Source organism: Streptococcus sp. 5905, from assembly GCF_013276505.1.
Lineage (GTDB): Bacteria > Bacillota > Bacilli > Lactobacillales > Streptococcaceae > Streptococcus.
Genome location: NZ_VMLC01000007.1, coordinates 1 through 25,094, shown reverse-complemented (window position 1 = coordinate 25,094; position 25,094 = coordinate 1). Strand labels below are relative to the sequence as shown.

The window sequence follows — 25,094 nt, the reverse complement described above, 5'->3', positions numbered from 1 at the left end:
ATGATCAAAGTAGCAACCCCAACACCGATTATCAGTCTTTTCTTGCTGATTTTATCCTTGGAAACATCTTTCATTCCTTCGATTGCTTTGAATCTCTCGGTAGTCGCATTTTGCATTCTCTTTATGCTCTACTACCGTCGATTTAAACTGTTGGCTTGGATGTTCGTGCTCGCCATTTTACCCTCTTTTGCCAATTACTGGGCAGTACAGTTACACGGGGATGCTTCGCAGGCAGTCATACTTGGAACGAGGGCCTTTGTGACGGTTTGTATCGGTCTTGTCTTTGTTTCCAGTATTTCCTTAAAAGAGCTTTTCTTGTACTTGGCTCAAAAGGGGCTATCGCGTTCTTGGGCCTATGCCTTGATTGTGGTATTCAATTCCTTTCCCCTCATTCAGCAAGAAATCAAGTCCCTCAAGGAAGCTTGCTTATTACGTGGTCAAAAATTGTATGTTTGGTCGCCCTTGATTTACAGCAAGGTTCTGATGACGGTCTTTAGGTGGCGCCATCTTTATCTGAGAGCTTTGTCTGCGCACGGATATGACGAACATGCACAGGTGGAGAATAGCTATCGAACCTTTTATATTCCTCAAAGGACAACATTGATTTACCTACTTTACTTTTTATTGCTTCAAACCAGCCTATTTCTATAAAGGAGTTATTATGGAATTTACAGATATTGCGATGGAATTATCCAAGGAAGCTTGGCAGGCTTCCTTTCAGCATCCCTTTGTTCTACAGTTACAAGAGGGAACGTTAGAACCTTCTATTTTTCGCTATTACCTGATTCAGGATGCCTACTATCTGAAGGCCTTCTCAGAAGCCTATCATCTCTTGGCTGATAAGACTTCAAACGAGGAAATGAAAAGACTCTTGAAACAAAATGCCCAGAGTCTAGTGGAGGGTGAGTTGTTTATCCGCCAACAATTTTTCAAGGAATTAGGAATCAGCGACCAGGAAATGGACGAGCAACCGATTGCTCCAACCTGTTATCATTACATTTCTCATATTTATCGGCAATTTTCAGAACCAAACTTGGGCATTGCTTTTGCTAGTTTGCTCCCTTGTCCTTGGTTATACCATGATTTGGGCAAGGCACTTAATCGCAAACCATCCCCGAATCCTCTTTATCAACAGTGGATTGAAACCTATATCACCGATGAGTTAGAACAGCAGATTAAAGAGGAAGAAGCCCTGGTCAATCAGCTCTATCGCGAAAGCGACGAGACGGACAAACAAAAAATGCTAGAGGCCTTCCACCGAAGTGTCCACATGGAAGCCAAGTTTTGGGAGATGGCTTACCAACACCAAACATGGACGAGTGATTTGCAGTCCTTAGAAAAAGAGAAGAAATAGAAAATGAGAAACCACCAATTACAAGTTCACAAATTGACCATTTTATCCATGATGATTGCTCTTGACGTAGTTCTTACACCCATCTTTCGAATTGAAGGGATGGCACCTATGTCCAGTGTAGTCAATATCCTAGCAGGGATCTTGATGGGACCTGTTTATGCTTTAGCTATGGCTACAGTCACAGCCTTTATCCGTATGACGACTCAAGGGATTCCACCTTTAGCTCTTACAGGAGCTACTTTCGGAGCCCTCCTTGCAGGTCTCTTTTATAAGTATGGTCGGAAATTTCACTATTCTGCTCTAGGAGAGATTTTGGGAACAGGTATTATCGGTTCCATTGTTTCCTATCCTGTCATGGTTCTCTTTACAGGATCTGCGGCGAAGCTTAGCTGGTTTATCTACACCCCTCGATTTTTCGGAGCAACCTTGATCGGTACAGCGATTTCCTTTATTGCCTTTCGATTTTTGATCAAGCAGGAATTCTTTAAAAAAGTGCAGGGATATTTCTTTGGAGAAAGGATAGAATGATGCAGAAATTGACAAATCCTTTCCCTCTGGCAACCAGTTCCTTGATTCACTGTATTACCAATGAGATTTCCTGCGAGATGCTGGCCAATGGCATTTTGGCTCTGGGATGCAAACCAGTCATGGCAGATGACCCTCGTGAGGTTCTTGATTTTACTAAGCAAAGCCAGGCTCTCTTCATCAATTTGGGGCATTTGTCAGCAGAGAAGGAGAAAGCAATCCGTATGGCAGCTACTTATGCAAACCAAGCTTCTCTCCCAATGGTAGTAGATGCGGTTGGTGTATCAGCGTCACCCATTCGTAAGGGACTAGTCAGAGATCTTTTAGAATACAAGCCCACAGTCCTTAAAGGAAATATGTCGGAAATTCGAAGTCTTGTTGGTTTAAAACACCACGGAGTCGGGGTCAATGCGAGTGCTAAAGATCAAGAAACTGAAGATTTGCTTCAAGTCTTGAAAGACTGGTGTCAGACCTATCCTGGTATGTCGTTCCTAGTCACTGGACCCAAGGATCTCATCGTTTCGGAGAACCAGGTTGCAATATTGGGAAATGGTTGTGACGAATTGGACTGGATAACAGGGACAGGAGATCTGGTTGGAGCCTTGACAGCCGTTTTTCTAAGCCAAGGAAAGACAACCTTTGAAGCTTCTTGTCTAGCGGTTTCTTATCTTAATATTTCTGCTGAGAGAATAGTTGTCCAAGGAATGGGATTGGAAGATTTCCGCTTTCAAACTCTCAATCAGCTCTCTCTTCTAAAAAGAGACGAAAACTGGCTAGAAGCTATCAAAGGAGACTTTTATGAATAGAGAAGCACTCAGACTATATCTAGTAACCAATCGCTACCAAGATTCCTTGGAAAGCTTTCTTAAAAAGGTCGAGACGGCCTGCCGTTCAGGTGTTACCATCATCCAACTACGAGAAAAAAATCTCACTACCAATCAATACTATCAACTGGCAAAACAAGTCAAGGAAATAACAGATGCCTATCAAGTACCCTTGATTATCGATGATCGTTTGGATGTTTGTCTCGCGGTTGATGCTGCTGGGTTGCATATAGGCGACGATGAACTACCAGTTTCGGTTGCCCGCAAAGTCTTGGGTCCTAAAAAAATCCTCGGTGTCACTGCTAAAACAGTTAAAAGAGCCCTCGAAGCAGAAACATCGGGTGCGGATTACTTGGGAACAGGAGCCATTTTTCCGACTACGACCAAAGAAAATGCACCCATCACCCTGATTTCAACCTTGAAAACCATTTGCCAAACAGTCGCCATTCCAGTAGTTGCTATCGGAGGATTGACGTCAGAGAATATTGACCAACTTGTCGACACGGGTATAGCTGGAGTAGCTATTGTACGCGATCTGATGCAGGCAGAAGATATTGAAGCAAAAACGCAAGCCTTTTTAACAAAGCTAGATGACATTGTTTCCTAATCAAAAACTCTCTAATTTCCTTATTGCGGGAACTAGAGAGTTTTTTTAAAATCTTTAAAGCTTGTATGGTTGACTGGGCCAGAACCATGACCGAGTTGAGGGGCGTCTTGAATAGCTTTTGTGATAAAGGCCTTGGCCTTATCGACTGCTTGATAAAGGGTCTTCCCCTTGGCTAGTTCAGCCGTAATCACTGCAGCAAAGGTACATCCAGTACCATGGGTGTGACAGGTTTGAATTCGTGGACTTTCCCAGACAAATTGCTCCTCCTTAGTAAAGAGGAAATCCTTGGCACCGCCTTCTAGATGGCCACCTTTGATTACCACAGACTGAGGACCAAATTCTTTTATAATCAGGCGGCCAGCACGTTGCATATCTTCTGGATTATGAATTGAGAAACCAACAATTTCTTCTGCCTCAGGAAGATTAGGTGTGATAATAGTTGCAAGGGGAAGCAGGTTTGTTTTTAGATAGGTTCTCGCACTAGTATCTATCAGGGTATCACCGCTTGTTGCGACCATAACAGGGTCAAGGACGTAGGGACAGTCCAGCTTTTTAAGATAGGGTTGGATGATCTCCATGATTTCAGTAGTTGCCAACATCCCAGTTTTTACAGCCTGAGGATTGATATCCGAAAAGACACTTTCCAATTGAGCTTCCAGCATTTGGTTGGAGACGTGCTCGATTAATTGAACGCCTCTGGTATTTTGAGCGACAAGACTGGTCACAACGGCCATTCCATAGACATCTCTAGCTTGGAACGACTTTAAGTCAGCCATAATGCCAGCACCGCCACTAGGGTCAGTTCCAGCAATGGTTAGAGCAACGGGTAAATAAGTCATCTGAAACCTCCCAACCAACTGAAGTTTGCATTCTTAAGAACAAGCTAGTCTGTTTTAGGAAGGAAATAGAAGACTGGTAGTCGACATTATCATTTCCACTTCCATCAGCTAGCATTACCTAGATTGAGTCAAAGGGATCTAACAGTCGTTAATCTCAGCTTTACGCACCCCTAGTGGTTGTTTTCTTTTTTCTTCAGTATAGCATATTTTTATAGTTTATATAGTAAAATTTGACTGCAAATCTCTCCTTAATATGATTAAAATTCTATTTTTCGAAGAAATAAGAAGATTTATAATTGACAAATGTAGATTTTGAGAGTATACTTAAAGTCATAATTGACAAATGTAGATTTAGGAGGTGTGATTATGCAGATTTCAGATGCAGAATGGCAGGTCATGAAGATTATTTGGATGCAAGGAGAGCAGACCAGTACGGATTTGATCAGGGTTCTGGCGGAGCGGTTCGACTGGTCCAAGTCGACCATTCAAACTCTTTTGGCTCGTTTGGTTGAGAAAGAGTGCCTGACTAGGAAAAAAGAAGGCAAGTCCTTCATCTATTCAGCCCTTTTAACTCTGGATCAAAGTCGAAACTTGCTTGTCCAAGATATCAAAGACAAGGTTTGTTCTCGTAGGATTAAGAACTTGTTGGCTGATTTGATTGCCGAATGTGATTTTACTTTGGCTGACTTGAAAGACTTGGAAGCTGTGATTTCTGAGAAAAAAGCTAGCGCAGTTGCTGAAGTCAGATGTAATTGTATGTAAAGGAGACGTCATGTTAAATAGTATTGTAACCATTGTTTGTATTGCCCTTATCGCGTTTATCTTGTTTTGGTTTTTCAAAAAGCCTGAAAAATCTGGACAGAAGGCCCAGCAAAAAAAGGGCTACCAAGAGATTCGAGTGGAAGTCATGGGGGGCTATACGCCTGAGTTGATTATTCTCAAGAAATCGGTGCCAGCACGTATTATCTTTGATCGCAAAGATCCTTCACCCTGTCTGGATCAGATCGTCTTTCCAGACTTTGGAGTGCATGCGGACTTGCCAATGGGAGAAGAATATGTAGTGGAAATCACACCTGAGCAGGCTGGAGAGTTTGGCTTTTCATGTGGCATGAACATGATGCACGGCAAGATGATTGTAGAGTAGGAGGAGACTATGACTGAAATTGTGAAAGTAAGCCTAGAAAATGGCATTCAAAAAATCCATATCCGAGCTGAAAAAGGCTATCATCCAGCCCACATTCAGCTTCAAAAAGGGATTCCAGCTGAGATCACCTTTCATCGTGCCACACCTTCAAACTGTTACAAGGAAATTCTTTTTGAAGAAGAAGGTATCTTGGAACCAATCGGCGTGGATGAAGAGAAGACAATTCGTTTTACACCTCAAGAATTGGGCCAACATGAATTTTCATGTGGTATGAAGATGCAAAAGGGGAGCTATACCGTAGTTGAGAAGACGCGAAAATCTTTGTCACTTTTGCAACGTTTTTGGATTACTAGCATCTTTACCCTGCCTCTTGTTTTCCTCATGATTGGGATGTTGGCAGGGACTATCAGTCATCCAGTCATGCATTGGGGCACCTTTTTAGCCACAACGCCTATTATGCTAGTGGCAGGTGGTCCTTATATCCAGAGCGCTTGGGCCAGCTTTAAAAAGCACAATGCCAACATGGATACCTTGGTGGCGCTGGGAACCCTAGTAGCCTATCTCTATAGTCTAGTTGCTCTCTTTGCTGGCCTCCCTGTTTACTTTGAAAGTGCTGGATTTATCCTCTTCTTTGTTCTTCTGGGAGCTGTTTTTGAGGAGAAAATGCGAAAAAATACTTCCCAAGCTGTGGAGAAATTACTGGATTTGCAAGCTAAAACAGCAGAAGTTTTGCGTGATGATCGCTATGTTCAAGTTCCCTTGGAGCAAGTCAAGGTAGGTGATCTGATTCGAGTGCGACCTGGAGAAAAGATTGCGGTTGATGGTGTTGTAGTCGAAGGTATGTCCAGTATTGACGAATCCATGGTGACAGGTGAGAGCCTGCCGGTAGACAAAACGGTTGGAGATACCGTCATTGGCTCTACCATCAATAACAGCGGCACTCTTATTTTTAGAGCAGAAAAAGTTGGCTCAGAGACTGTCTTGGCACAGATTGTAGACTTTGTGAAGAAAGCTCAGACCAGCCGTGCACCGATTCAGGATTTGACGGATAAGATTTCAGGGATTTTTGTCCCAGCAGTTGTCATTTTAGCGATTTTAACTTTTTGGATTTGGTTTGTCTTGCTAGAGGCTAGTTTTGTGACCTCTCTCCTTTATGGGGTGGCAGTTTTGATTATCGCCTGCCCTTGTGCCCTAGGACTTGCAACACCAACAGCTCTCATGGTGGGGACAGGACGGAGTGCCAAAATGGGGGTTCTCCTCAAGAATGGAACCGTCTTACAGGAAATCCAGAAAGTCCAAACTCTCGTCTTTGATAAAACAGGAACTTTGACGGAAGGAAAACCAGTTGTTACTAATATCATTGGCGACGAGACAGAAGTGCTCGGCTTAGCTGCCTCTTTGGAAGAAGCCTCTCAACACCCATTGGCTCAAGCTATTGTCAAGCGGGCGAGTGAGGCAGGACTTGAGCTTCATACTGTAGAAAATTTCCAAGCCCTACACGGAAAAGGTGTTTCAGGGCAAATCAATGGGAAACAAGTCTTGCTTGGAAATGCTAAAATGCTAGATGGTTTGGATATTTCTACCACTTATCAAGAAAAACTAGAAGAACTAGAAAAAGAAGCTAAGACAGTTGTGTTCTTGGCTGTTGATAATGAAATCAAAGGCTTGCTTGCCTTGCAAGATATTCCCAAGGAAAATGCCAAGTTCGCTATCAATCAGCTGAAAAAACGTGGTCTCCGAACAGTTATGCTGACAGGGGATAATGCTGGCGTGGCTCGTGCCATTGCAGATCAGATTGGCATTGAAGAGGTTATTGCTGGTGTCTTGCCAGAAGAAAAAGCTCATGAAATCCATCAACTGCAAGAGGCTGGTAAAGTAGCCTTTGTCGGAGATGGTATCAATGATGCACCCGCTCTCAGTGTAGCGGATGTTGGGATTGCTATGGGCGCAGGAACCGATATTGCTATTGAGTCGGCAGGGATTGTTCTTACTCACAATGATTTGACAGGAGTGGTTCGAGCCTTTGATATGAGTAAGAGAACCTTCAATCGTATCTTGCTCAATCTCTTCTGGGCCTTTATCTACAATGTTATCGGAATTCCGATTGCTGCGGGAGTTTTTTCAGGAATTGGTCTCGTTCTCAATCCAGAATTGGCAGGTCTAGCCATGGCCTTTAGTTCTGTATCTGTTTTAACCAGTTCACTCATGCTAAACTTTAGTAAAATAGACTAAAAGCGGTGCTTACCGCTTTTTTTATTATAAAACAGTTCTCTGAAGCGTTTTCAATCTGTGCTGTAATAGAGAATGCAAACTTCTGAGCACATTCTTAGGATACTCAAAGTAAATGTGGTAAATTAGGATTGTAAATTTACTGAATCGCTTTCAAACAACATATAAAAGCGCTTTTTGTAAATGTATGAAATTATTTTGAAGGAGAGTTATTATGACTCAAGGGAAAATTACTGCATCTGCAGCAATGCTCAACGTATTGAAAACATGGGGCGTAGACACAATCTACGGTATCCCATCAGGAACACTCAGCTCATTGATGGACGCTTTGGCTGAAGACAAAGATATCCGCTTCTTGCAAGTTCGCCACGAAGAAACAGGTGCTCTTGCAGCGGTTATGCAAGCTAAATTTGGCGGCTCAATCGGGGTTGCGGTTGGTTCAGGTGGTCCAGGTGCGACTCACTTGATTAACGGTGTTTACGATGCAGCTATGGATAACACTCCATTCCTTGCTATCCTTGGATCACGCCCAGTTAACGAACTCAACATGGATGCCTTCCAAGAATTGAACCAAAACCCAATGTACAACGGTATCGCTGTCTACAACAAACGTGTCGCTTACGCTGAGCAATTGCCAAAAGTAATTGACGAAGCTTGCCGTGCTGCAGTTTCTAAAAAAGGTCCAGCTGTTGTTGAAATCCCAGTAAACTTCGGTTTCCAAGAAATCGACGAAAACTCATACTACGGTTCAGGTTCATACGAACGTTCATTCATCGCTCCTGCCTTGAACGAAGTTGAAATCGACAAAGCTGTTGAAATCTTGAACAATGCTGAACGCCCAGTTATCTACGCTGGTTACGGTGGTGTTAAAGCTGGTGAAGTGATTACTGAATTGTCACGTAAAATCAAAGCACCAATCATCACAACTGGTAAAAACTTTGAAGCCTTTGAATGGAACTATGAAGGTTTGACAGGTTCTGCTTACCGTGTTGGTTGGAAACCAGCCAACGAAGTTGTCTTTGAAGCAGATACCGTTCTTTTCCTTGGTTCAAACTTCCCATTTGCTGAAGTTTACGAAGCATTCAAGAACACTGAGAAATTCATTCAAGTCGATATTGACCCTTACAAACTTGGTAAACGTCATGCCCTTGACGCTTCTATCCTTGGTGATGCAGGTCAAGCAGCGAAAGCTATCCTTGACAAAGTGAACCCAGTTGAATCAACTCCATGGTGGCGTGCAAACGTGAAGAACAACCAAAACTGGCGTGATTACATGAACAAACTCGAAGGTAAAACTGAGGGTGAATTGCAATTGTACCAAGTTTACAATGCAATCAACAAACATGCTGACCAAGACGCTATCTACTCAATCGACGTAGGTGACACTACTCAAACATCTACTCGTCACCTTCACATGACACCTAAGAACATGTGGCGTACATCTCCACTCTTTGCGACAATGGGTATTGCCCTTCCTGGTGGTATCGCTGCTAAGAAAGACAATCCAGATCGCCAAGTATGGAACATCATGGGTGACGGTGCATTCAACATGTGCTACCCAGACGTTATCACAAACGTTCAATACGACCTTCCAGTTATCAACGTTGTCTTCTCAAATGGTAAATATGCCTTCATCAAGGACAAATACGAAGACACAAACAAACACTTGTTTGGTTGTGACTTCCCTAATGCTGACTATGCGAAAATCGCTGAAGCACAAGGTGCTGTAGGATTTACAGTTGATCGTATCGAAGATATCGATGCAGTTGTTGCTGAAGCTGTTAAATTGAACAAAGAAGGTAAAACTGTTGTGATCGATGCTCGCATCTCTCAACATCGTCCACTTCCAGTAGAAGTACTTGAATTGGATCCAAAACAACACTCAGAAGAAGCAATCAAAGCCTTCAAGGAAAAATACGAAGCAGAAGAACTCGTACCATTCCGCCTCTTCTTGGAAGAAGAAGGATTGCAATCACGCGCAATCAAATAATTCCTCTCATCGAAAATCAAATGTAAACTTTGTAGATTTTATTCTTTGATTTTCAAGAGTCGAACTTGAAAAGATCGGAGTAATCCGGTCTTTTTCTGGAGGATAGTAAATGAATTTAAATCAATTAGATATCATCGTTTCAGATGTTCCTCAAGTCTGTGCTGACTTGGAGCGTATTTTGGATAAAAAGTCCGATTATGTTGATGACAGTTTTGCTCAGTTCACGATTGGCAGTCACTGTCTCATGTTGTCAGAAAATCATTTGATTTCTTTTGAAAACTTTCAGTCAGGAATCATTCTTCACATTGAGGTTGAGGATGTAGACCAGAACTACCAACGGTTAAAAGAGCTTGGTGTCGAGATTTTACACGGTCCGGCTGTAACTGATTGGGGTACGGAGTCGATGTTAGTTAAAGGCCCTGCCGGTCTAGTGATTGATTTTTATCGTATGAAGTAGGTAATTCTATTATCAAATTTTTTAACTAAAGATTTAAACATTCTAAGACTGGAACTTGAAAAGATCGGAGCAATCCGGTCTTTTTCTTATCACAAGATTGTGATAGTTTACATCTTCATAACAAAAGCTTCAAAGTCTTGATTGTTTTGAAAAAGATTATAAAATATGATTCATAAAAATGAAAGAGGTTTTGAAAATGTCTGAAAAACAAATGAAAATTTTGGGTTGGGTAGCGACCTTCATGTCTGTTATGATGTATGTCTCTTACTTCCCACAAATCATGAACAACTTGGCTGGTCAAAAAGGAAACTTCATCCAACCCTTAGTCGCAGCCATCAACTGTAGTCTATGGGTTTACTACGGTCTTTTCAAGAAAGAAAGAGATATTCCCCTTGCGGCAGCGAATGCACCAGGTATTATTTTTGGCCTGATGACGGCTATCACAGCTTTGATTTAAAAGAAGACTGGTTTCAGTCTTTTTTTCGTATATATAAGAGTAAGTTTAGTGCTATCATTATCCAGATAGTTCAAAACTTTTTGCCTTCTTTTTAGTATAATAGAAGTAATAAATCAAGCGAGGTAAAGTGATGACAGAAATACTACAATTTCCAGAAGGATTTCTCTGGGGTGGTGCAACGGCGGCTAATCAATGTGAGGGTGCTTATAATCAGGACGGTCGTGGTCTTGCTAATGTGGATGTGGTACCGATTGGTCCAGACCGTGAGGCCATTATTACAGGTCAGAAAAAGATGTTTTCGTTTGAGGAGGGCTACTTTTACCCAGCAAAGGAAGCCATTGATATGTACCATCATTACAAGGAAGATATTGCGCTTTTTGCAGAAATGGGATTTAAAACCTATCGACTTTCCATTGCTTGGACTCGGATTTTTCCTCAAGGTGACGAAGCAGAGCCAAATGAAGCTGGTCTAGCTTTTTATGAGGATTTATTTAAGGAATGTCACAAGTATGGGATCGAGCCACTGGTGACCATCACGCATTTCGATTGCCCCATGCACTTAATTAGGGAGTACGGTGGTTGGCGCAATCGTCGTATGTTGGACTTTTACGCAAATCTCTGTCGCACCCTCTTTACCCGTTACAAGGGCTTGGTCAAGTACTGGCTCACCTTCAACGAAATCAATATGATTTTGCATGCCCCCTTTTTAGGAGCCGGGATTTGTTTTGAAGAAGGAGAAAATCAAGAACAGGTTAAATACCAAGCAGCCCACCATGAGCTGGTAGCCTCGGCTATGGCGACTAAAATTGCTCACGAAATTGATCCAGAAAACAAGGTGGGATGTATGTTGGCAGCAGGGCAATACTATCCTAACACTGCCCACCCGAGAGACTACTGGGCAGCCATGGAAGACGACCGTAAGAGTTACTTTTTCATTGATGTTCAAGCACGCGGGGAATACCCAAACTATGCCAAGAAGCAGTGGGAGCGTGAGGGGATAGAAATTGAAATGACGACAGAAGATTTGGACTTGTTAAAGAATCACACTGTTGATTTTGTTTCTTTCTCTTACTATGCGAGCCGAGTGGCTTCAGGCGATCCAGAAGTGACAAACCTGACTGCTGGAAATGTCTTTGCCTCTATCAAAAATCCCTATCTGAAATCCTCAGAATGGGGTTGGCAGATAGACCCACTGGGACTTCGTATTACCCCTCAATGCCATCTGGGATCGTTATCAAAAACCCATGTTCATCGTAGAAAATGGACTCGGCGCTATGGATACGCCAGATGAAAATGGCTATGTAGCGGATGACTATCGGATTGCTTACTTAGAGGCTCACATCAAGGCTATGCGAGATGCTATTTACCAAGATGGCGTTGAATTGCTTGGTTATACGACTTGGGGTTGTATTGATCTGGTTTCAGCTGGAACAGGCGAAATGAACAAGCGCTATGGTTTTATCTATGTGGATCGTGATAATGCAGGTCAAGGAAGTCTCAAACGGAGCAAGAAGAAATCCTTCTACTGGTACAAGGATGTCATTGCCAGCAATGGTGCAAGTATTAAGTAGAGCACATTTGTTCACTATTTTTATAAAATCTTCTCTCTACTTTATAAGATGTGAAAAAGAGTTCAATTAGACCTGGCTTTTTGCTATAATGAAGTGAGAAAAACAGACAGGAGAATAAGATGTCAGAACCATTATTTTTACAATCAGTCATGCATGAAAAAATCTGGGGTGGAACCAAGCTACGTGATGAGTTTGGCTACGACATCCCAAGTGAAAAAATTGGCGAATACTGGGCTATCTCAGCCCACCCAAATGGGGTTTCAAAGGTCGCTAATGGGCGCTTTGAGGGAACAGACCTAGCTACTTTATATGCAGAGCATCGTGAGTTGTTTGGTAATCGTCCAGAACCTGTATTTCCACTGTTGACCAAGATTCTCGATGCCAACGATTGGCTCAGTGTCCAAGTTCACCCAGACGATGCCTATGGATTAGAACATGAAGGCGAGTTAGGGAAAACAGAGTGCTGGTACATCATCGCAGCAGACGAAGGTTCAGAGATTATCTATGGCCATAATGCCAAATCAAAAGAAGAACTCCGCCAGCAAATCGAAGATAAAAACTGGGATGCCTTGCTGACAAAAGTTCCAGTTAAGGCTGGAGACTTCTTCTATGTACCAAGTGGTACCATGCACGCTATCGGGGCGGGTATCTTGATTCTTGAAACCCAGCAGTCTAGCGATACCACCTACCGTGTTTATGACTTTGACCGCAAGGACGACAAGGGCAACTTGCGTGAACTTCACCTTGAAAAATCTATCGATGTTTTAAACATTGGAGAGCCTGCCAATAGCCGTCCTGTAACTATCAAAGCTGATGATTTGCGTTCAACTCTTCTTGTGTCTAATGACTTCTTCGCAGTTTACAAGTGGGAAATTACTGGGAAAGTTGACTTTGAAAAGACAGCTGACTACAGTTTGTTTAGTATCTTAGCTGGCCAAGGTCAACTGATTGTTGAAGGAAAAAATTATCCAATCCAAAAAGGTAGCCACTTTATCCTACCAAGTGATGTTGAAGCTTGGACCTTGGAAGGGCAAGGTTTGGAATTGATTGTTAGTCATCCATAAAAAGAAAGGGCCTGAGTTCATTACTCAAGTCCTTTTTGATTACATAAATTGGGCGATAAAGACCACAATGATGATAATAGGAATGATAAAACGAAGAAGGAAGAGCCAGACTTGGAAAAGTCCTTGTTTCCATGCTCTTTCATCAAGATGAAGTTCCTCCATGGCAAGGGCCTTTTTAAAGATATAGCCAGTAAAAAGTGACAGACAGAGAGCTCCAAATGGCATGAGGAGATTGGAAACCAAGAAGTCCATAGCATCAAAGAAGGTCTTCCCAAAGATGTGAACATCCGCCATAACACCGTAAGAAAGGGCTGAAGGAATTCCAAAGACAAAGGTCAAGATTCCTAAAATAGCACTCCATTTAGCACGCTTGCGGTTGTCCTGATTGGTGATATTGCCCACATTGATTTCCAGCATCACGACAGAGGAAGTAACCGTCGCAAATAGGAAGAGCAAGAGGAAAAGGATGTAGAAAATAGTTCCAAAAGGCATCTTGTCAAAGAGTTGAGGCAAGACGATAAAGAGCAGGCTTGGTCCCCCTTCGGATTGGATATTGAAGGCTGACATAGCTGGGAAAATGGCTAGTCCCGCCATGATGGATACCGAGATGTTCATGGCTACGATGGAAATCCCTGACTGGACCAGATTGGTTTTCTTGTCCAAGTAGGATGCATAGGTCAGCATGGCTGTCACCCCTAGTGAGAGGGCAAAGAAAGATTGTCCCAGGGCATAGAGGAGACCAGCACTTGTCAGTTTTGAAAAGTCTGGTTTGAGGAAGTAGAGAACGCCTTCAATGGCATTTGGCAAGCTGAGAGAGCGTCCAATAATCACGACAAAGATGACAAAGAGCAGGGGCATCATGACTTTTGAGGCTCTTTCAATCCCTTTTTGAACCCCACGTGATACAATAAAGATATTCAATAAGATAAAGGCTGCTTGAGCTCCTAGGGCAATGGCTGGATTTGAAATGATTGAAGTAAATAACTGAGCATAATCACCCGTTCCACCAAGTTGGAACAACTTTCCAAACTCAATACCCAGATAAACCAGAATCCATCCGCCGATAACACTGTAAAAGGATAAGAGGATAAAGAGGGCAAAGGCACCAATCCAACCGATAAAGTTGTACTTGTTATTCTTGCCTAGTTTTCCAAAGGTTTTGATAGCGGAAACGCCAGCACTACGGCCGAGGGCAAACTCAGCAAGCAGGAGTGGGAAACCGATGAACATGGTAGAAATGAGAAAGACTAGTAAAAAGCCTCCACCGCCATTAGCAGCAGTCATGTAGGGAAACTTCCAAACGGCTCCAAGTCCGATGGCTGAACCAGCAGATGCTAGAATAAAGCCTAGTTTCGAGCCCCATTGCGATTTTTCTGACATAGTTGAAACTCCAATCTCGTTTTTTTTAATAAGAAAAGGCTACTTGAGTTGTCAAATAGCCTTCTCTCAATTGCTCTCTATGAGCCTTCTGTTTGATTGATAGACTTGACTATCCTATCATGTTTTCTAATGTCTGTCAAGAAAACCATTTTCAAGTTTTCACACCGTTCTCAAAAAGTAAAAAAATGTTCGCAAAAACGCTTGACTCTGACCTAAGGGGAGGGGTTATACTATTTCTTGTAAGGAGGAAATCATGTACCGTATAAAAGAAGCTGCGCAGCTTTCTGGTGTCTCTGTCAAGACCCTGCACCACTACGATAAGATAGGACTCTTGGTCCCCTTAAAGTCGGAAAACGGCTATCGAACCTACAGTCAGGAGGATTTGGAACGCCTTCAGGTTATTCTGTATTACAAATATCTAGGTTTTTCTTTAGAAAAAATAGCAGAGCTATTAAAGGAAGAAAGGACAGATTTATTGCCCCATTTGACCAGGCAGTTGGACTATCTAACTCGAGAAAGGCAACATCTGGATACCCTGATTTCCACCTTGCAAAAAACCATTCAAGAACAAAAAGGAGAAAGAAAAATGACGATTGAGGAAAAATTCACTGGATTTAGCTATCAAGACAATCAAAAATACCACCAAGAAGCGGTAGAGAAGTATGGACAAGAAGTCATGGACCAGGCTCTCGAGCGTCAAAAAGGTCGCGAAGACGAGTCTACGGCCGCCTTTAACCAAGTTTTTCAAGCTTTAGCTAAAAACCTTAAAAATGGACTAGCTGCAACAGCAGCCGAAAACCAAGAAGAAGCAGCCAAACTCTTGCAAGCTATTCGTACTTATGGATTTGATTGCTCTATTGAGGTATTCGGCCATATCGGTAAAGGCTATGTCTACAACCCAGAGTTTAAGGAAAATATTGACAAATTTGGACATGGAACAGCTCAGTACACATCAGATGTCATTACCCACTATGTTCAAACTCAGATAAAATAAGCATCGCTGGAGATTTGTCCTGCTCCGCTAAAAAAGCTAAATCTTCTGTTTAACTTTTTTTGGGGGACAGGTCATTTTAGTTGTTATCTTTTTGAAAAGCATCCTGGTCCCAGACTCTTTACTTTGTTGCTAAAGGGAAATTCATTTTTAAAGTTTTTGCATTGTCAACTCTGAGTGATTAGTTCGCCTTGATAAAATCAGTAAAAAAAGATATGATAGTAGGAGAAAAATGAGGTCAAGAGTGATGGATAAAAATAGAATTGGAACAGAGACACAGCAGGTGCTTGAGGATGTTTTGGATAAGGCTGGATTGCGTGAGGGGGCTCTCTTTGTCCTTGGACTCTCGTCTAGTGAGGTTTTAGGTGGGCAAATCGGCAAGGATTCCAGCCAAGAAATTGGCGAAATTATTGTGAAGACGATTCTGGATATCCTGGAGGAAAGAGGGATTCACCTAGCTGTTCAAGGCTGTGAACACGTCAATCGTGCCCTCGTCGTTGAACGTCAGGTGGCAGAGCAGTTTGGTCTGGAAATCGTCAGTGTCCTTCCGACTCTTCATGCAGGAGGTTCGGGTCAGTTGGCGGCCTTCAAGTTTATGCAGGATCCAGTGGAGGTTGAATTTATCAAGGCTCATGCGGGATTGGATATTGGAGATACCGCAATTGGTATGCATGTCAAGCATGTGCAGGTTCCGATTCGACCAGTTTTGCGTGAGATTGGTCATGCCCATGTAACGGCTCTAGCTAGTCGTCCAAAACTCATCGGTGGTGCGCGTGCACAGTATCCAGAAGATTCTATTAGAAAGATATGAGAATGAAAAAAAGAAAAGAACAGTTTCAAAAAAACCTAAAGTATTCTATTCGTAAATTGACTGTTGGAGTTGGTCCTGTAGCAATCGGGGCCTTTCTTGTTGGTGCCAGCTTGTTATCAGCTGGTAGAGTCCAAGCAAATGAATTAGCTGAAGTGAATTCAGTCCATTATCGATATTTGGCAGAGCAAGAATTAACCGAATCTGAAAAAGCCTTGATTCATCATGAAGTTCCTGCAGAATTTCATGATGAAGATATTATTTATGTCGTTTATCGCAAGAAGGCAACTAACAGTCAACAACTTCCCTATACAGGAAGTAAAGAATTTGCTTTAGCAGGTCTTGGTCTTGCAACAGCATCTTTAGCTGTTTTTTTGGTGTCTAAAAAACAGCGTCGGAAAGTTCTTGGAGTGCTTTTGATTGGTTCTCTTGGTGTCAGCAACTTCATTCCTTTTGCTACTTTTGCCTTTGAGAATAAAGAGTTGCTTTCTTACAATCAAACGATCTCGGCCTCTTCAAATGAAGAATTAGCGAAAGGTGTGATCGATATTGAAGGATATGAGTATATTGGTTATTTTAAAGGAACTGACATAAAAGTAGCTAGTTTTTCTAAAAAAGAGAAGCCCCTCGATCAAGATAGTTTGCCAGCGTATACTGAAAAGCTTGAGAGCAAGGGCACTCAGGAGTCTGGTAAAGAAGGCGAATCCCTCGTTCAAGATAGTTTGCCAGCCTATACTGAAAAACTCGAAAACAAAGGTACTCAGGAATCTGGAAAAGAAGGCGAATCCCTAATTCAAGATAGTTTGCCAGCCTATACTGGGAAACTTGAAAGTAAGGGTACCCAGGAACGAGGCCAAGAAGGCGAGTCCCTTGTCCAAGATAGTTTGCCAGCGTATACTGGAAAACTTGAAAGCAAGGGTACTCAGGAGTCTGGTAAAGAAGGCGAATCCCTCGTTCAAGATAGTTTGCCAGCCTATACTGAAAAACTTGAGAGCAAAGGTACTCAAGAAGAAGGCAAAGAGGGTCAATCCCTTGTCCAAGATAGTTTGCCAGCGTATACTGAGAAACTTGAGAGCAAAGGCACTCAAGAAGTAGGTAAAGAAGGCGAATCCCTTGTCCAAGATAGTTTGCCAGCGTATACTGAGAAACTTGAGAGCAAAGGCACTCAAGAAGTAGGTAAAGAAGGCGAATCCTTTGTTCAAGATAGTTTGCCAGCGTATACTGGAAAACTTGAAAGCAAGGGTACTCAGGAGTCTGGTAAAGAAGGCGAATCCCTCGTTCAAGATAGTTTGCCAGCGTATACTGAAAAGCTTGAAAGTAAGGGTACTCAGGAATCCGGCAAAGAGGGTGACTCCCTTGTTCAAGATAGTTTGCCAGCCTATACTGGAAAACTTGAAAGCAAAGGCACTCAAGAAGTAGGTAAAGAAGGCGAATCCCTCGTTCAAGACAATTCCCCAGCGTATACTGGCAAGCTTGAAAGCAAAGGTACTCAGGAATCCGGTCAAGAAGGCGAATCCCTCGTTCAAGGCAATTCCCCAGCGTATACTGGCAAGCTTGAAAGCAAAGGTACTCAGGAATCCGGTCAAGAAGGCGAATCCCTCGTTCAAGGCAATTCCCCAACGTATACTGGAAAACTTGAGAGCAAAGGTACTCAGGAAGCTGGAAAAGAGGGTGAATCCTTAGTTCAAGAGCCTCGGGCAGAATATACTGGAAAGGTTGAGGTAAAAGGCACTCAAGAGTCTGGTCAAGAAGGTGACTCCCTTGTTCAAGATAGTTTGCCAGCGTATACTGGAAAACTTGCAAGCAAAGGCACTCAGGAACCCGGTAAAGAAGGTCAATCTCTAATTCAAGATAGTTTGCCAGCGTATACTGAGAAACTTGAGAGCAAAGGTACACAAGAACCCGGCAAGGAAGGCGAGTCCCTTGTCCAAGATAGTTTACCAGCGTATACTGAAAAGCTTGAAAGTAAAGGCACTCAGGAAACTGGTAAGGAAGGTCACCCCCTTGTTCAAGAGGACCTTCCAGAATATACAGTAACTGAAGGAACAATTACTAAAGACACAATCGCAGAGATTGACTACCAGACGGAAATCATTGATGATCCTACAAAATACACTGACGAAGAAACAGTGGTTCAAAACGGTGAAAAAGGGATCCAAGTTACCAAAACGACTTATAAAACTGTCGAAGGTGTTGAGACTGACCAAGTTTTAAATACAACAACCACTGTCATCAAAAAACCAGTCACTAAAAAAATAAGTCGTGGTACGAAACCAATAGAAGGAACTCTTGTAGAAGAAAGTCTTGAAAAAATTCCGTTTAAAGAGATAGTCGAAGAAGACGCGCAATTGAAAAAGAGCGATAAAGTTACGGTCCAAGAAGGAAAAGACGGTCAGAAAAAGGTTATCAGAACCTACAAGACCATCAAAGGAATCAAGACGCAGGAAGCGCCTGAAATTCTTGAACAGGTCATCGAGTTAGCCCAAGACCGTATTGTTAAACTAGGTACCAAAAACTTCGAAAAGCCAGTGTTGACTTTTTCAAGGGTTGATATTCAGGATTTGAAACGCTCATCTCAGATTCACTATAATCTGGAAAATCCAAGTAAGGCAGCGATTAAATCGATCACTTTAACCCTGAAAAAAGGCGACGAAGTCGTCAAAACCATGACGGTTTCACCGGATAACTTGACTGCAACTCTAACAGATTTGCAGTATTACAAGGATTATAAACTCGAAACAAAAATGGTTTATGATCGTGGCGAAGGAAACGAGGAAGAAATTCTCAAAGAAGAACCACTGAGAATTGATTTTAAAAAGGTTGAAGTTAAAAATATAAAAGAAACAAGCCTCATAAGTGTTGACGACAATGGCGTGGAAACGGATAGTAGCTTCTTAACCTCTGTTCCAAGTGATGTAAGACCTTACTATCTAAAAATTGCTACACGTGATAATAAGGTGACGCGTCTTGCGATTGACAAAATTGAAGAAGTGACAGTCGATGGGAAAATGCTTTATAAGGTCACTGCTAAAGCGCCTGACCTCGTTCAGCATACAGATGGTAACCAGCTCAGTGAAGAATACGTCCATTATTTTTCCAAACCAAAAACTCATGAAGAGAATGTCTACTACGATTTCAATGAACTTGTAAAAGCTATGCAGGCCAATCCATCTGGTGAATTTAAAATTGGTGCGGACTTGAATGCGGTTAATGTTCCTGCAGCTGGTAAATCATATGTAACGACGAAGTTCCGAGGCAAGCTATCAAGTGTAGACGGTCAACGATACACGATTCATAACTTGGAACGTCCACTATTAGGCGATACTGAAGGCGCCTACATCCATGACCTTAACCTTGGTAAGGTAAACATCCATATGCCATGGGTAAATAGAGTTGCTCCCTTGGCTGCTGTTGTAAAAAACACAACGATCAATAATGTGAAAGTAACGGGTACAGTTGTTGGAAATAATGACGTATCAGGTTTGATCAATAAAATTGATAATAACGGCAGATTAACAAATGTGGCATTCATTGGTAAGCTTCATGCTGGTGGGAATCAAGGCGCCTTTCTTGCTGGAATTGTTGGAGAAAACTGGAAAGGTTCTGTTGAGAAGGCCTATGTTGATGCACAAATAACGGGTAATAAAGCGAAAGTTGCTGGTATCGCCTATTGGTCACAAAATGGTGGGGACAACCATGCAGTTTATCGGGACGGAACCATTAAAAAATCTGTAGCCAAAGGTACTATCGATGTGAGAGAACCGATTAGCGCGGGTGGTGTTGTAGGCAGTACAAATGCCTTGGGCTCCGTTGAAGACACTGTTTCAATGATGAAAGTTAAGAACGGTGAGATTTTCTATGGCTCATCTGATATTGATGATGATCCTTATTGGACAGGTGACCGTTTAAATCGAAACTTTGTTGTTACTGGTGTGAGTGAAGGAAAATCTTCATATAGATATTCTAGACAACAGCATCGTATTAAGCCTATTTCGCAAGAAGAAGCGGACAAGAAAATTGCTGCTCTGGGAATCACAGCGCATGAGTATGAAATCAATGAGCCTGTTGTAGATAAATTAAACCGTTTGACACACCGTGAAGACGAGTACAAGGCCATTCAAGACTACAGAGCTGACCGCGAACTTGCCTATCGCAATATTGAAAAATTACAACCATTCTATAATAAGGAGTGGATTGTCAATCAGGCTAATAAACTAGATGCTAGCTCAAACTTGGTGACCAAAGAAGTCCTTTCTGTTACTGGTTTGAAAAATGGGCAGTTTGTAACAGACTTGTCAGCTATTGATCAGATCATGATTCACTATGCTGATGGTACCAAAGAAGAATTGGCCGTTACTGCCAAAGCTGACTCTGATGTAAAACAAGTCAAAGAGTACGAAGTGACCAACCAGAATATCGTTTATACGCCAAATATGCTAGTGAAAGATCGTGCTGGTTTGATTGCAAAGGCAAAAGAAACATTCTCCAGTGTAGAATTGATTTCTCCTGAAGTGCGCGCTCTTATGGATAAGCGGAACAAACCGCAAGAAAACACGGATGAACGAAAAAATGGTTACATTCGCGATTTATTCTTAGAAGAAAGTTTTGATGAAGTAAAACAAAATCTTGGAAACTTGGTGAAACAAATTGTTGAAAATGAAGATCATCAACTAAATGATGATGAAGCTGCTCAACGTGCTTTCATTAAGAAAGTTGAAGACAATAAGGCCAACATTATGATGGGGCTTGCTTATTTGAACCAATACTATGGCATTAAATATGATGGATTGTCGATCAAAGATATTATGATGTTTAAACCAGATTTTTATGGTAAGAACGTGAATGTCTTAGATCGCTTGATCACTATCGGCTCAAAAGAGAACAATCTTAAGGGCGACCAATCCCAAGATGTGTATAGTCGAGTGATTGCAGGTGCTACAGGTAAAGGAAGCCTTCATGAGTTTCTAACATATAACATGAAATTGTTTACAAATGAAACCGATATGAATGTTTGGTTTAAAAAGGCAATTGAAAAGAATGCTTATGTGGTAGAACAGCCATCATTGAACCCCGATTTTGCTCATAAGAAGTATCGTCTGTATGAAGGGATTAATAATGGCGTGCATGGTCGGATGATTTTGCCTCTATTAAACTTGAAGAACTCGCATCTCTTCATGATTTCGACCTATAATACCATTTCTTTTAGTGCTTTTGAAAAATATGGTAAAAATACTGAGGAGGCTCGTGAAGCCTTCAAGAGCGAAATCAATAAGAGAGCAAAAGAGCAGGTGAACTACTTAGACTTCTGGTCAAAATTAGCTGCTGATAATGTACGTAATAAGCTCCTCAAGAGTGAAAATAGTGTTCCAACACCTGTTTGGGACAATCATGATGCGCCGGGCATCGGTTGGGCAAACCGATATGGTCACAAGGATGGGAAACCAGATTATGCTCCGATTCGAGAGTTCTTTGGACGGATTCATAAATATCATGGCTATCAGTATGGATATGGTGCTTACGCTTATATCTTTGCCGCTCCAAATCAGCAAGATGCTGTCTACTTTGTTATGACAGAGTTGATAAGTGATTTTGGTACATCGGCCTTTACGCATGAAACGACTCATGTGAATGATCGTATGGCTTACTATGGCGGTTGGTATCATCGTGAAGGGACGGACTTAGAGTCCTTTGCGCAAGGTATGCTCCAGTCACCATCGTTGACAAATCCAAATGGTGAATACGGTGCCTTAGGTTTGAACATGGCTTATGAACGTCAGAATGATGGCACTCAAATCTACAATTATGATCCAAACAAGTTAAAGAACCGTGAAGAAATTGATCACTATATGAAGAACTATAACGAGGCTCTGATGATGCTGGATCATCTAGAAGCAGATGCAGTTATTGGAAAACACTTGAACGACAACAGCAAGTGGTTCAAAAAGATGGACCGAGAATGGCGTACGAACGCTGAGCGAAACAATCTGAAAGGCGAGCCACATCAATGGGATAAATTACGTGATTTAACGGATAATGAGAAGAAATTGACGATTACGAGCATCGATCAATTGGTTGATCATAACTTCGTTACAAAACATGGTATGCCAGGGAATGGACGTTATCGTTCGGAAGGTTTTGACAGTGCTTACCAAACCGTAAATATGATGTCGGGTATCTTTGGTGGTAATACTAGCAAGAGTACAGTTGGTTCGATTTCATTCAAACATAATGCTTTCCGTATGTGGGGATACTATGGTTATCTTAACGGATTTATTGGTTACGCTTCAAACAAATATAAGGCGGAAGCCAACAAGGAAAACAAAGGGTTGTTGGGTGATGACTTCATTATCAAGAAAGTCTCTAATGGCCAATTTGATACTCTTGAAGCATGGAAGAAACATTGGTATAAAGAAGTCTATGACAAAGCTCAAAACGGCTTCACTACAATCGAAATCAATGGCAGATCTATCTCTACTTATGCTGAGTTGAAGTCCTTATTTGATGAAGCTGTTCAAAAAGACCTAGATAGCATGGAAAATCCAAATATAAAGAATCATTATAAAAATACTGAAGATCTTAAATGGAAGGTTTACAAACAGCTCCTTCAAAAATCAGATGGATTCTCTGGAGATTTATTCGCCAAAACATCGTTATAAAGTCGAAATGACTAAAAAGGTGGATCAGCTTAAGCTGCATCTGCCTTTTTGTGCTATACTTAAGATATGCATAGAAAAACAGTGATTGATTTTAGAGCTTTGGGCGAGAGATACACCTTTACCCAGCCTATCAAAGAGTTAAAAACGAGAGATTTATCAGAAGTGGCAGACTTGCTGGCACAGGTGGAGAGCTACCAAGAACAAGGCTATTATGTGGTGGGCTATGTCAGCTATGAGGCTGCACCTGCTTTTGAGGAGAAATTAGCAGTTCACAAGGTTTCTTTACTGGGCGAGTACTTGCTTTACTTTACAGTTCATGATAGGGTAGAAACATCGCCTATTCCTCTGACTTATGAGGAAGTAGACCTGCCTTCAAAGTGGCAGGAAGTAACGTCAGCAGAGGACTATGAAAAGGCGATTGCCCAGATTCACCATCATTTGCGTCAGGGGGACACCTATCAGGTCAACTACACTGTCCAACTCAAGCAAGACTTAAGTGCCAATCCTTTTGACATTTACAATCGCATGGTGGTAGAACAGGAGGCGGGCTACAATGCCTATATTGAACACGATGAGATGGCAGTGATTTCCATGAGTCCAGAGCTCTTTTTTGAGCAAAATGACCGAGAATTAACGACTCGCCCGATGAAGGGAACAACCCAGCGGGGAGTGACTGACGATGAAGATTTGAAAGAGGCAGCTTGGTTGGAGCAAGATCCTAAAAATCGCTCTGAAAATATGATGATTGTGGATCTCTTGCGCAATGACATGAACCGTATTTCTGAAGTGGGCAGTGAGCGTGTAGAACGTCTTTGTCAAGTGGAGCAGTATTCAACCGTTTGGCAGATGACTTCGACCATCAAGAGTCAGTTGCGAGAGGATGTGGACTTGGTTGCCGTTTTTCGGTCTCTCTTTCCTTGTGGTTCCATAACGGGTGCACCCAAAATTGCGACCATGGAAATCATCAAGGACTTGGAGTCACACCCGCGTGGAGTCTACTGCGGAACGATTGGTCTCTTGCTTCCAAATGGGCGACGAATTTTTAATGTCGCCATTCGGACTATCCAACTGCATCAAAGGAAAGCTATCTATGGGGTTGGCGGAGGGATTACTTGGGATAGCACCTGGGAATCTGAATACCGTGAGGTTCATCAAAAAGCGGCTGTACTCTATCGTAAACAAGCTCGTTTCCAATTGATTACAACTGGGAGAATCAGCCAGAAGAGCTTGTTGTTTGAAGAACAACATTTAGAAAGAATGACAAAGGCGAGTCGATATTTTGCCTTTCCTTTTGATTCAGAATACTTTAGACAAAAGATAGAGGAAGAGTGTCAAGTTTGTGATGTTAATCAAGACTACCGTTTGCGAATCAGCCTCAGCAAGTCTGGAGAGCTAGAACTCAGTCGCCAAATCTTAACACCCCTTAGTCCAAGTTTCTGTCAGGCTAAACTCTGTTTACAGGAAGCGGATTTACAGCGACCCTTTACCTACTTTAAAACAACTCACAGACCACACTTAAGTCTAGGGAAACAGGAAATCATTTACCATAATGTAGCAGGAGAATTGCTGGAAACCTCTATTGGAAATCTGATTCTGAAAATCGCTGGGAAGTTCTACACACCGCCTATCAATCTTGGCATCTTGCCAGGAATCTATCGTCAGTATTTACTGGAAACAGGACAGATAGAGGAAAAAGTCTTGACTTTGGCAGACTTGAACCAAGCGGAAACTATCTATGGCTGTAATGCAGTCAGAGGTTTGTATGAGTTGAAAGTGATATAACTATGGATTTTTCAATTAAGTTTTAGATTTATTTCTGAATATTTAATATTTGATTTGAAAGCAAAATAAAGTATATGGTATACTATAGGTATAAATCGTTAAAATAATGGAGATTTTTATGAAAAAATCAAAAAAAATTTTAGTAACCAGCTTAGCAACTGCAACACTGGGACTTATTTCATTTGCGGATACAACTGAAGCCTTTCCTTTTTCGGCTCAGCATGTTTCTGCTCAAGAAAAGGATGCACCTAAAAATGGTAAGGTTGTAAAAGAGAATACAACTTCGGCGCCAAATCAAGCTGAGAAATCGAAAACACCAGCGCAAAATCCTGCTGAGAAACCAAAAACACCAGCGCCGAAACCAGAACCAAAACCAGCGCCGAAGCCGGCACCGAAACCAGCACCAAAACCCGCGC

General features: G+C 42.0%; 18 protein-coding genes, 2 pseudogenes and 1 riboswitch. Of the genes and pseudogenes, 18 read left to right on the top strand and 2 right to left on the bottom strand.

The features are described 5' to 3' along the window. The 5 genes from HT680_RS08600 to thiE are packed head-to-tail and all read left to right on the top strand — an operon-like array spanning position 1 to position 3,310. Positions 1 to 651, top strand: a complete 651-nt coding sequence (locus HT680_RS08600; protein ID WP_173259719.1) for an energy-coupling factor transporter transmembrane component T — start codon at positions 1 to 3, stop codon at positions 649 to 651. Between the two features lie 10 nt (positions 652 to 661). Further along, positions 662 to 1,354 (top strand): thiaminase II, encoded by a 693-nt coding sequence (tenA, locus tag HT680_RS08595; RefSeq protein ID WP_173259717.1) that lies wholly within the window; start codon positions 662 to 664, stop codon positions 1,352 to 1,354. Positions 1,355 to 1,357: 3 nt separating this feature from the next. Further along, on the top strand, positions 1,358 to 1,882 hold the full coding sequence (thiW, locus tag HT680_RS08590) for an energy coupling factor transporter S component ThiW (protein WP_173259714.1): 525 nt from the start codon (positions 1,358 to 1,360) through the stop codon (positions 1,880 to 1,882). After that, positions 1,882 to 2,685: a hydroxyethylthiazole kinase gene (locus tag HT680_RS08585; RefSeq protein WP_173259783.1), complete on the top strand. Its 804-nt coding sequence runs from the start codon at positions 1,882 to 1,884 to the stop codon at positions 2,683 to 2,685. The genes thiW and HT680_RS08585 overlap by 1 nt, the downstream gene beginning before the upstream one ends. Continuing rightward, positions 2,678 to 3,310, top strand: coding sequence for a thiamine phosphate synthase (gene thiE / locus HT680_RS08580; protein ID WP_173259712.1), 633 nt, complete (start codon positions 2,678 to 2,680; stop codon positions 3,308 to 3,310). The genes HT680_RS08585 and thiE overlap by 8 nt, the downstream gene beginning before the upstream one ends. A gap of 32 nt (positions 3,311 to 3,342) precedes the next feature. On the opposite strand, the gene thiD is transcribed toward thiE, so the two are convergent. After that, the gene (gene thiD / locus HT680_RS08575; protein ID WP_173259710.1) at positions 3,343 to 4,149 is read right to left on the bottom strand and encodes a bifunctional hydroxymethylpyrimidine kinase/phosphomethylpyrimidine kinase; all 807 of its coding nucleotides are present in this window, start codon (positions 4,147 to 4,149) and stop codon (positions 3,343 to 3,345) included. An 83-nt stretch (positions 4,150 to 4,232) separates the two neighbouring features. Then, positions 4,233 to 4,331: riboswitch (TPP riboswitch) on the bottom strand. Between the two features lie 184 nt (positions 4,332 to 4,515). Here thiD and HT680_RS08570 point away from each other — a divergent pair. From HT680_RS08570 to manA, 8 genes and pseudogenes are all read left to right on the top strand, one after another. Next, positions 4,516 to 4,911, top strand: a complete 396-nt coding sequence (locus tag HT680_RS08570; RefSeq protein WP_173259708.1) for a CopY/TcrY family copper transport repressor — start codon at positions 4,516 to 4,518, stop codon at positions 4,909 to 4,911. A 10-nt stretch (positions 4,912 to 4,921) separates the two neighbouring features. Further along, positions 4,922 to 5,293, top strand: a complete 372-nt coding sequence (locus HT680_RS08565) for a cupredoxin domain-containing protein (RefSeq protein ID WP_173259706.1) — start codon at positions 4,922 to 4,924, stop codon at positions 5,291 to 5,293. A 9-nt stretch (positions 5,294 to 5,302) separates the two neighbouring features. Then, positions 5,303 to 7,525, top strand: coding sequence for a heavy metal translocating P-type ATPase (locus HT680_RS08560; protein WP_173259704.1), 2,223 nt, complete (start codon positions 5,303 to 5,305; stop codon positions 7,523 to 7,525). 211 nt (positions 7,526 to 7,736) lie between these two features. Beyond that, entirely contained in the window at positions 7,737 to 9,512 is a 1,776-nt protein-coding gene (spxB, locus tag HT680_RS08555) for a pyruvate oxidase (protein WP_007520383.1), read from the top strand. A 109-nt stretch (positions 9,513 to 9,621) separates the two neighbouring features. Further along, the gene (locus tag HT680_RS08550) at positions 9,622 to 9,969 is read left to right on the top strand and encodes a VOC family protein (RefSeq protein ID WP_173259702.1); all 348 of its coding nucleotides are present in this window, start codon (positions 9,622 to 9,624) and stop codon (positions 9,967 to 9,969) included. Positions 9,970 to 10,165: 196 nt separating this feature from the next. Then, the gene (locus HT680_RS08545; protein WP_173259700.1) at positions 10,166 to 10,426 is read left to right on the top strand and encodes a SemiSWEET family transporter; all 261 of its coding nucleotides are present in this window, start codon (positions 10,166 to 10,168) and stop codon (positions 10,424 to 10,426) included. A 130-nt stretch (positions 10,427 to 10,556) separates the two neighbouring features. Then, positions 10,557 to 11,997: pseudogene (locus HT680_RS08540) on the top strand (6-phospho-beta-glucosidase). 119 nt (positions 11,998 to 12,116) lie between these two features. Beyond that, a complete protein-coding gene (manA, locus tag HT680_RS08535; RefSeq protein ID WP_173259698.1) occupies positions 12,117 to 13,061 on the top strand; it encodes a mannose-6-phosphate isomerase, class I in 945 nt (314 codons plus the stop codon). Between the two features lie 39 nt (positions 13,062 to 13,100). On the opposite strand, the gene HT680_RS08530 is transcribed toward manA, so the two are convergent. After that, positions 13,101 to 14,441, bottom strand: a complete 1,341-nt coding sequence (locus HT680_RS08530; RefSeq protein WP_173259696.1) for a sodium-dependent transporter — start codon at positions 14,439 to 14,441, stop codon at positions 13,101 to 13,103. Positions 14,442 to 14,694: 253 nt separating this feature from the next. Between HT680_RS08530 and HT680_RS08525 the strand changes: the two genes are divergently transcribed. The 5 genes and pseudogenes from HT680_RS08525 to HT680_RS08505 form a co-directional block, all read left to right on the top strand. Continuing rightward, positions 14,695 to 15,435, top strand: coding sequence for a MerR family transcriptional regulator (locus tag HT680_RS08525; protein ID WP_173259694.1), 741 nt, complete (start codon positions 14,695 to 14,697; stop codon positions 15,433 to 15,435). A 244-nt stretch (positions 15,436 to 15,679) separates the two neighbouring features. Further along, positions 15,680 to 16,243 (top strand): TIGR01440 family protein, encoded by a 564-nt coding sequence (locus HT680_RS08520; RefSeq protein ID WP_173259692.1) that lies wholly within the window; start codon positions 15,680 to 15,682, stop codon positions 16,241 to 16,243. Further along, a complete protein-coding gene (locus HT680_RS08515; protein WP_173259689.1) occupies positions 16,240 to 22,896 on the top strand; it encodes a ZmpA/ZmpB/ZmpC family metallo-endopeptidase in 6,657 nt (2,218 codons plus the stop codon). The genes HT680_RS08520 and HT680_RS08515 overlap by 4 nt, the downstream gene beginning before the upstream one ends. A gap of 66 nt (positions 22,897 to 22,962) precedes the next feature. Next, positions 22,963 to 24,678, top strand: a complete 1,716-nt coding sequence (gene pabB / locus HT680_RS08510; protein WP_173259687.1) for an aminodeoxychorismate synthase component I — start codon at positions 22,963 to 22,965, stop codon at positions 24,676 to 24,678. 118 nt (positions 24,679 to 24,796) lie between these two features. Further along, positions 24,797 to 25,094 (top strand): annotated as a pseudogene (locus HT680_RS08505) (endo-beta-N-acetylglucosaminidase); the annotation flags it as partial.

Bases quoted from the DNA above. Each gene is read 5' to 3' on its own strand.
- pabB (WP_173259687.1), top strand. From the start codon at position 22,963: ATGCATAGAAAAACAGTGATTGATTTTAGAGCTTTGGGCGAGAGATAC.
- HT680_RS08525 (WP_173259694.1), top strand. From the start codon at position 14,695: ATGTACCGTATAAAAGAAGCTGCGCAGCTTTCTGGTGTCTCTGTCAAG.
- spxB (WP_007520383.1), top strand. From the start codon at position 7,737: ATGACTCAAGGGAAAATTACTGCATCTGCAGCAATGCTCAACGTATTG.
- HT680_RS08520 (WP_173259692.1), top strand. From the start codon at position 15,680: ATGGATAAAAATAGAATTGGAACAGAGACACAGCAGGTGCTTGAGGAT.
- HT680_RS08585 (WP_173259783.1), top strand. From the start codon at position 1,882: ATGCAGAAATTGACAAATCCTTTCCCTCTGGCAACCAGTTCCTTGATT.
- thiE (WP_173259712.1), top strand. From the start codon at position 2,678: ATGAATAGAGAAGCACTCAGACTATATCTAGTAACCAATCGCTACCAA.
- HT680_RS08530 (WP_173259696.1), bottom strand. From the start codon at position 14,441: ATGTCAGAAAAATCGCAATGGGGCTCGAAACTAGGCTTTATTCTAGCA.
- HT680_RS08515 (WP_173259689.1), top strand. From the start codon at position 16,240: ATGAGAATGAAAAAAAGAAAAGAACAGTTTCAAAAAAACCTAAAGTAT.
- thiW (WP_173259714.1), top strand. From the start codon at position 1,358: ATGAGAAACCACCAATTACAAGTTCACAAATTGACCATTTTATCCATG.
- HT680_RS08600 (WP_173259719.1), top strand. From the start codon at position 1: ATGATCAAAGTAGCAACCCCAACACCGATTATCAGTCTTTTCTTGCTG.
- HT680_RS08550 (WP_173259702.1), top strand. From the start codon at position 9,622: ATGAATTTAAATCAATTAGATATCATCGTTTCAGATGTTCCTCAAGTC.
- HT680_RS08565 (WP_173259706.1), top strand. From the start codon at position 4,922: ATGTTAAATAGTATTGTAACCATTGTTTGTATTGCCCTTATCGCGTTT.
- tenA (WP_173259717.1), top strand. From the start codon at position 662: ATGGAATTTACAGATATTGCGATGGAATTATCCAAGGAAGCTTGGCAG.
- HT680_RS08570 (WP_173259708.1), top strand. From the start codon at position 4,516: ATGCAGATTTCAGATGCAGAATGGCAGGTCATGAAGATTATTTGGATG.
- HT680_RS08545 (WP_173259700.1), top strand. From the start codon at position 10,166: ATGTCTGAAAAACAAATGAAAATTTTGGGTTGGGTAGCGACCTTCATG.
- HT680_RS08560 (WP_173259704.1), top strand. From the start codon at position 5,303: ATGACTGAAATTGTGAAAGTAAGCCTAGAAAATGGCATTCAAAAAATC.
- thiD (WP_173259710.1), bottom strand. From the start codon at position 4,149: ATGACTTATTTACCCGTTGCTCTAACCATTGCTGGAACTGACCCTAGT.
- manA (WP_173259698.1), top strand. From the start codon at position 12,117: ATGTCAGAACCATTATTTTTACAATCAGTCATGCATGAAAAAATCTGG.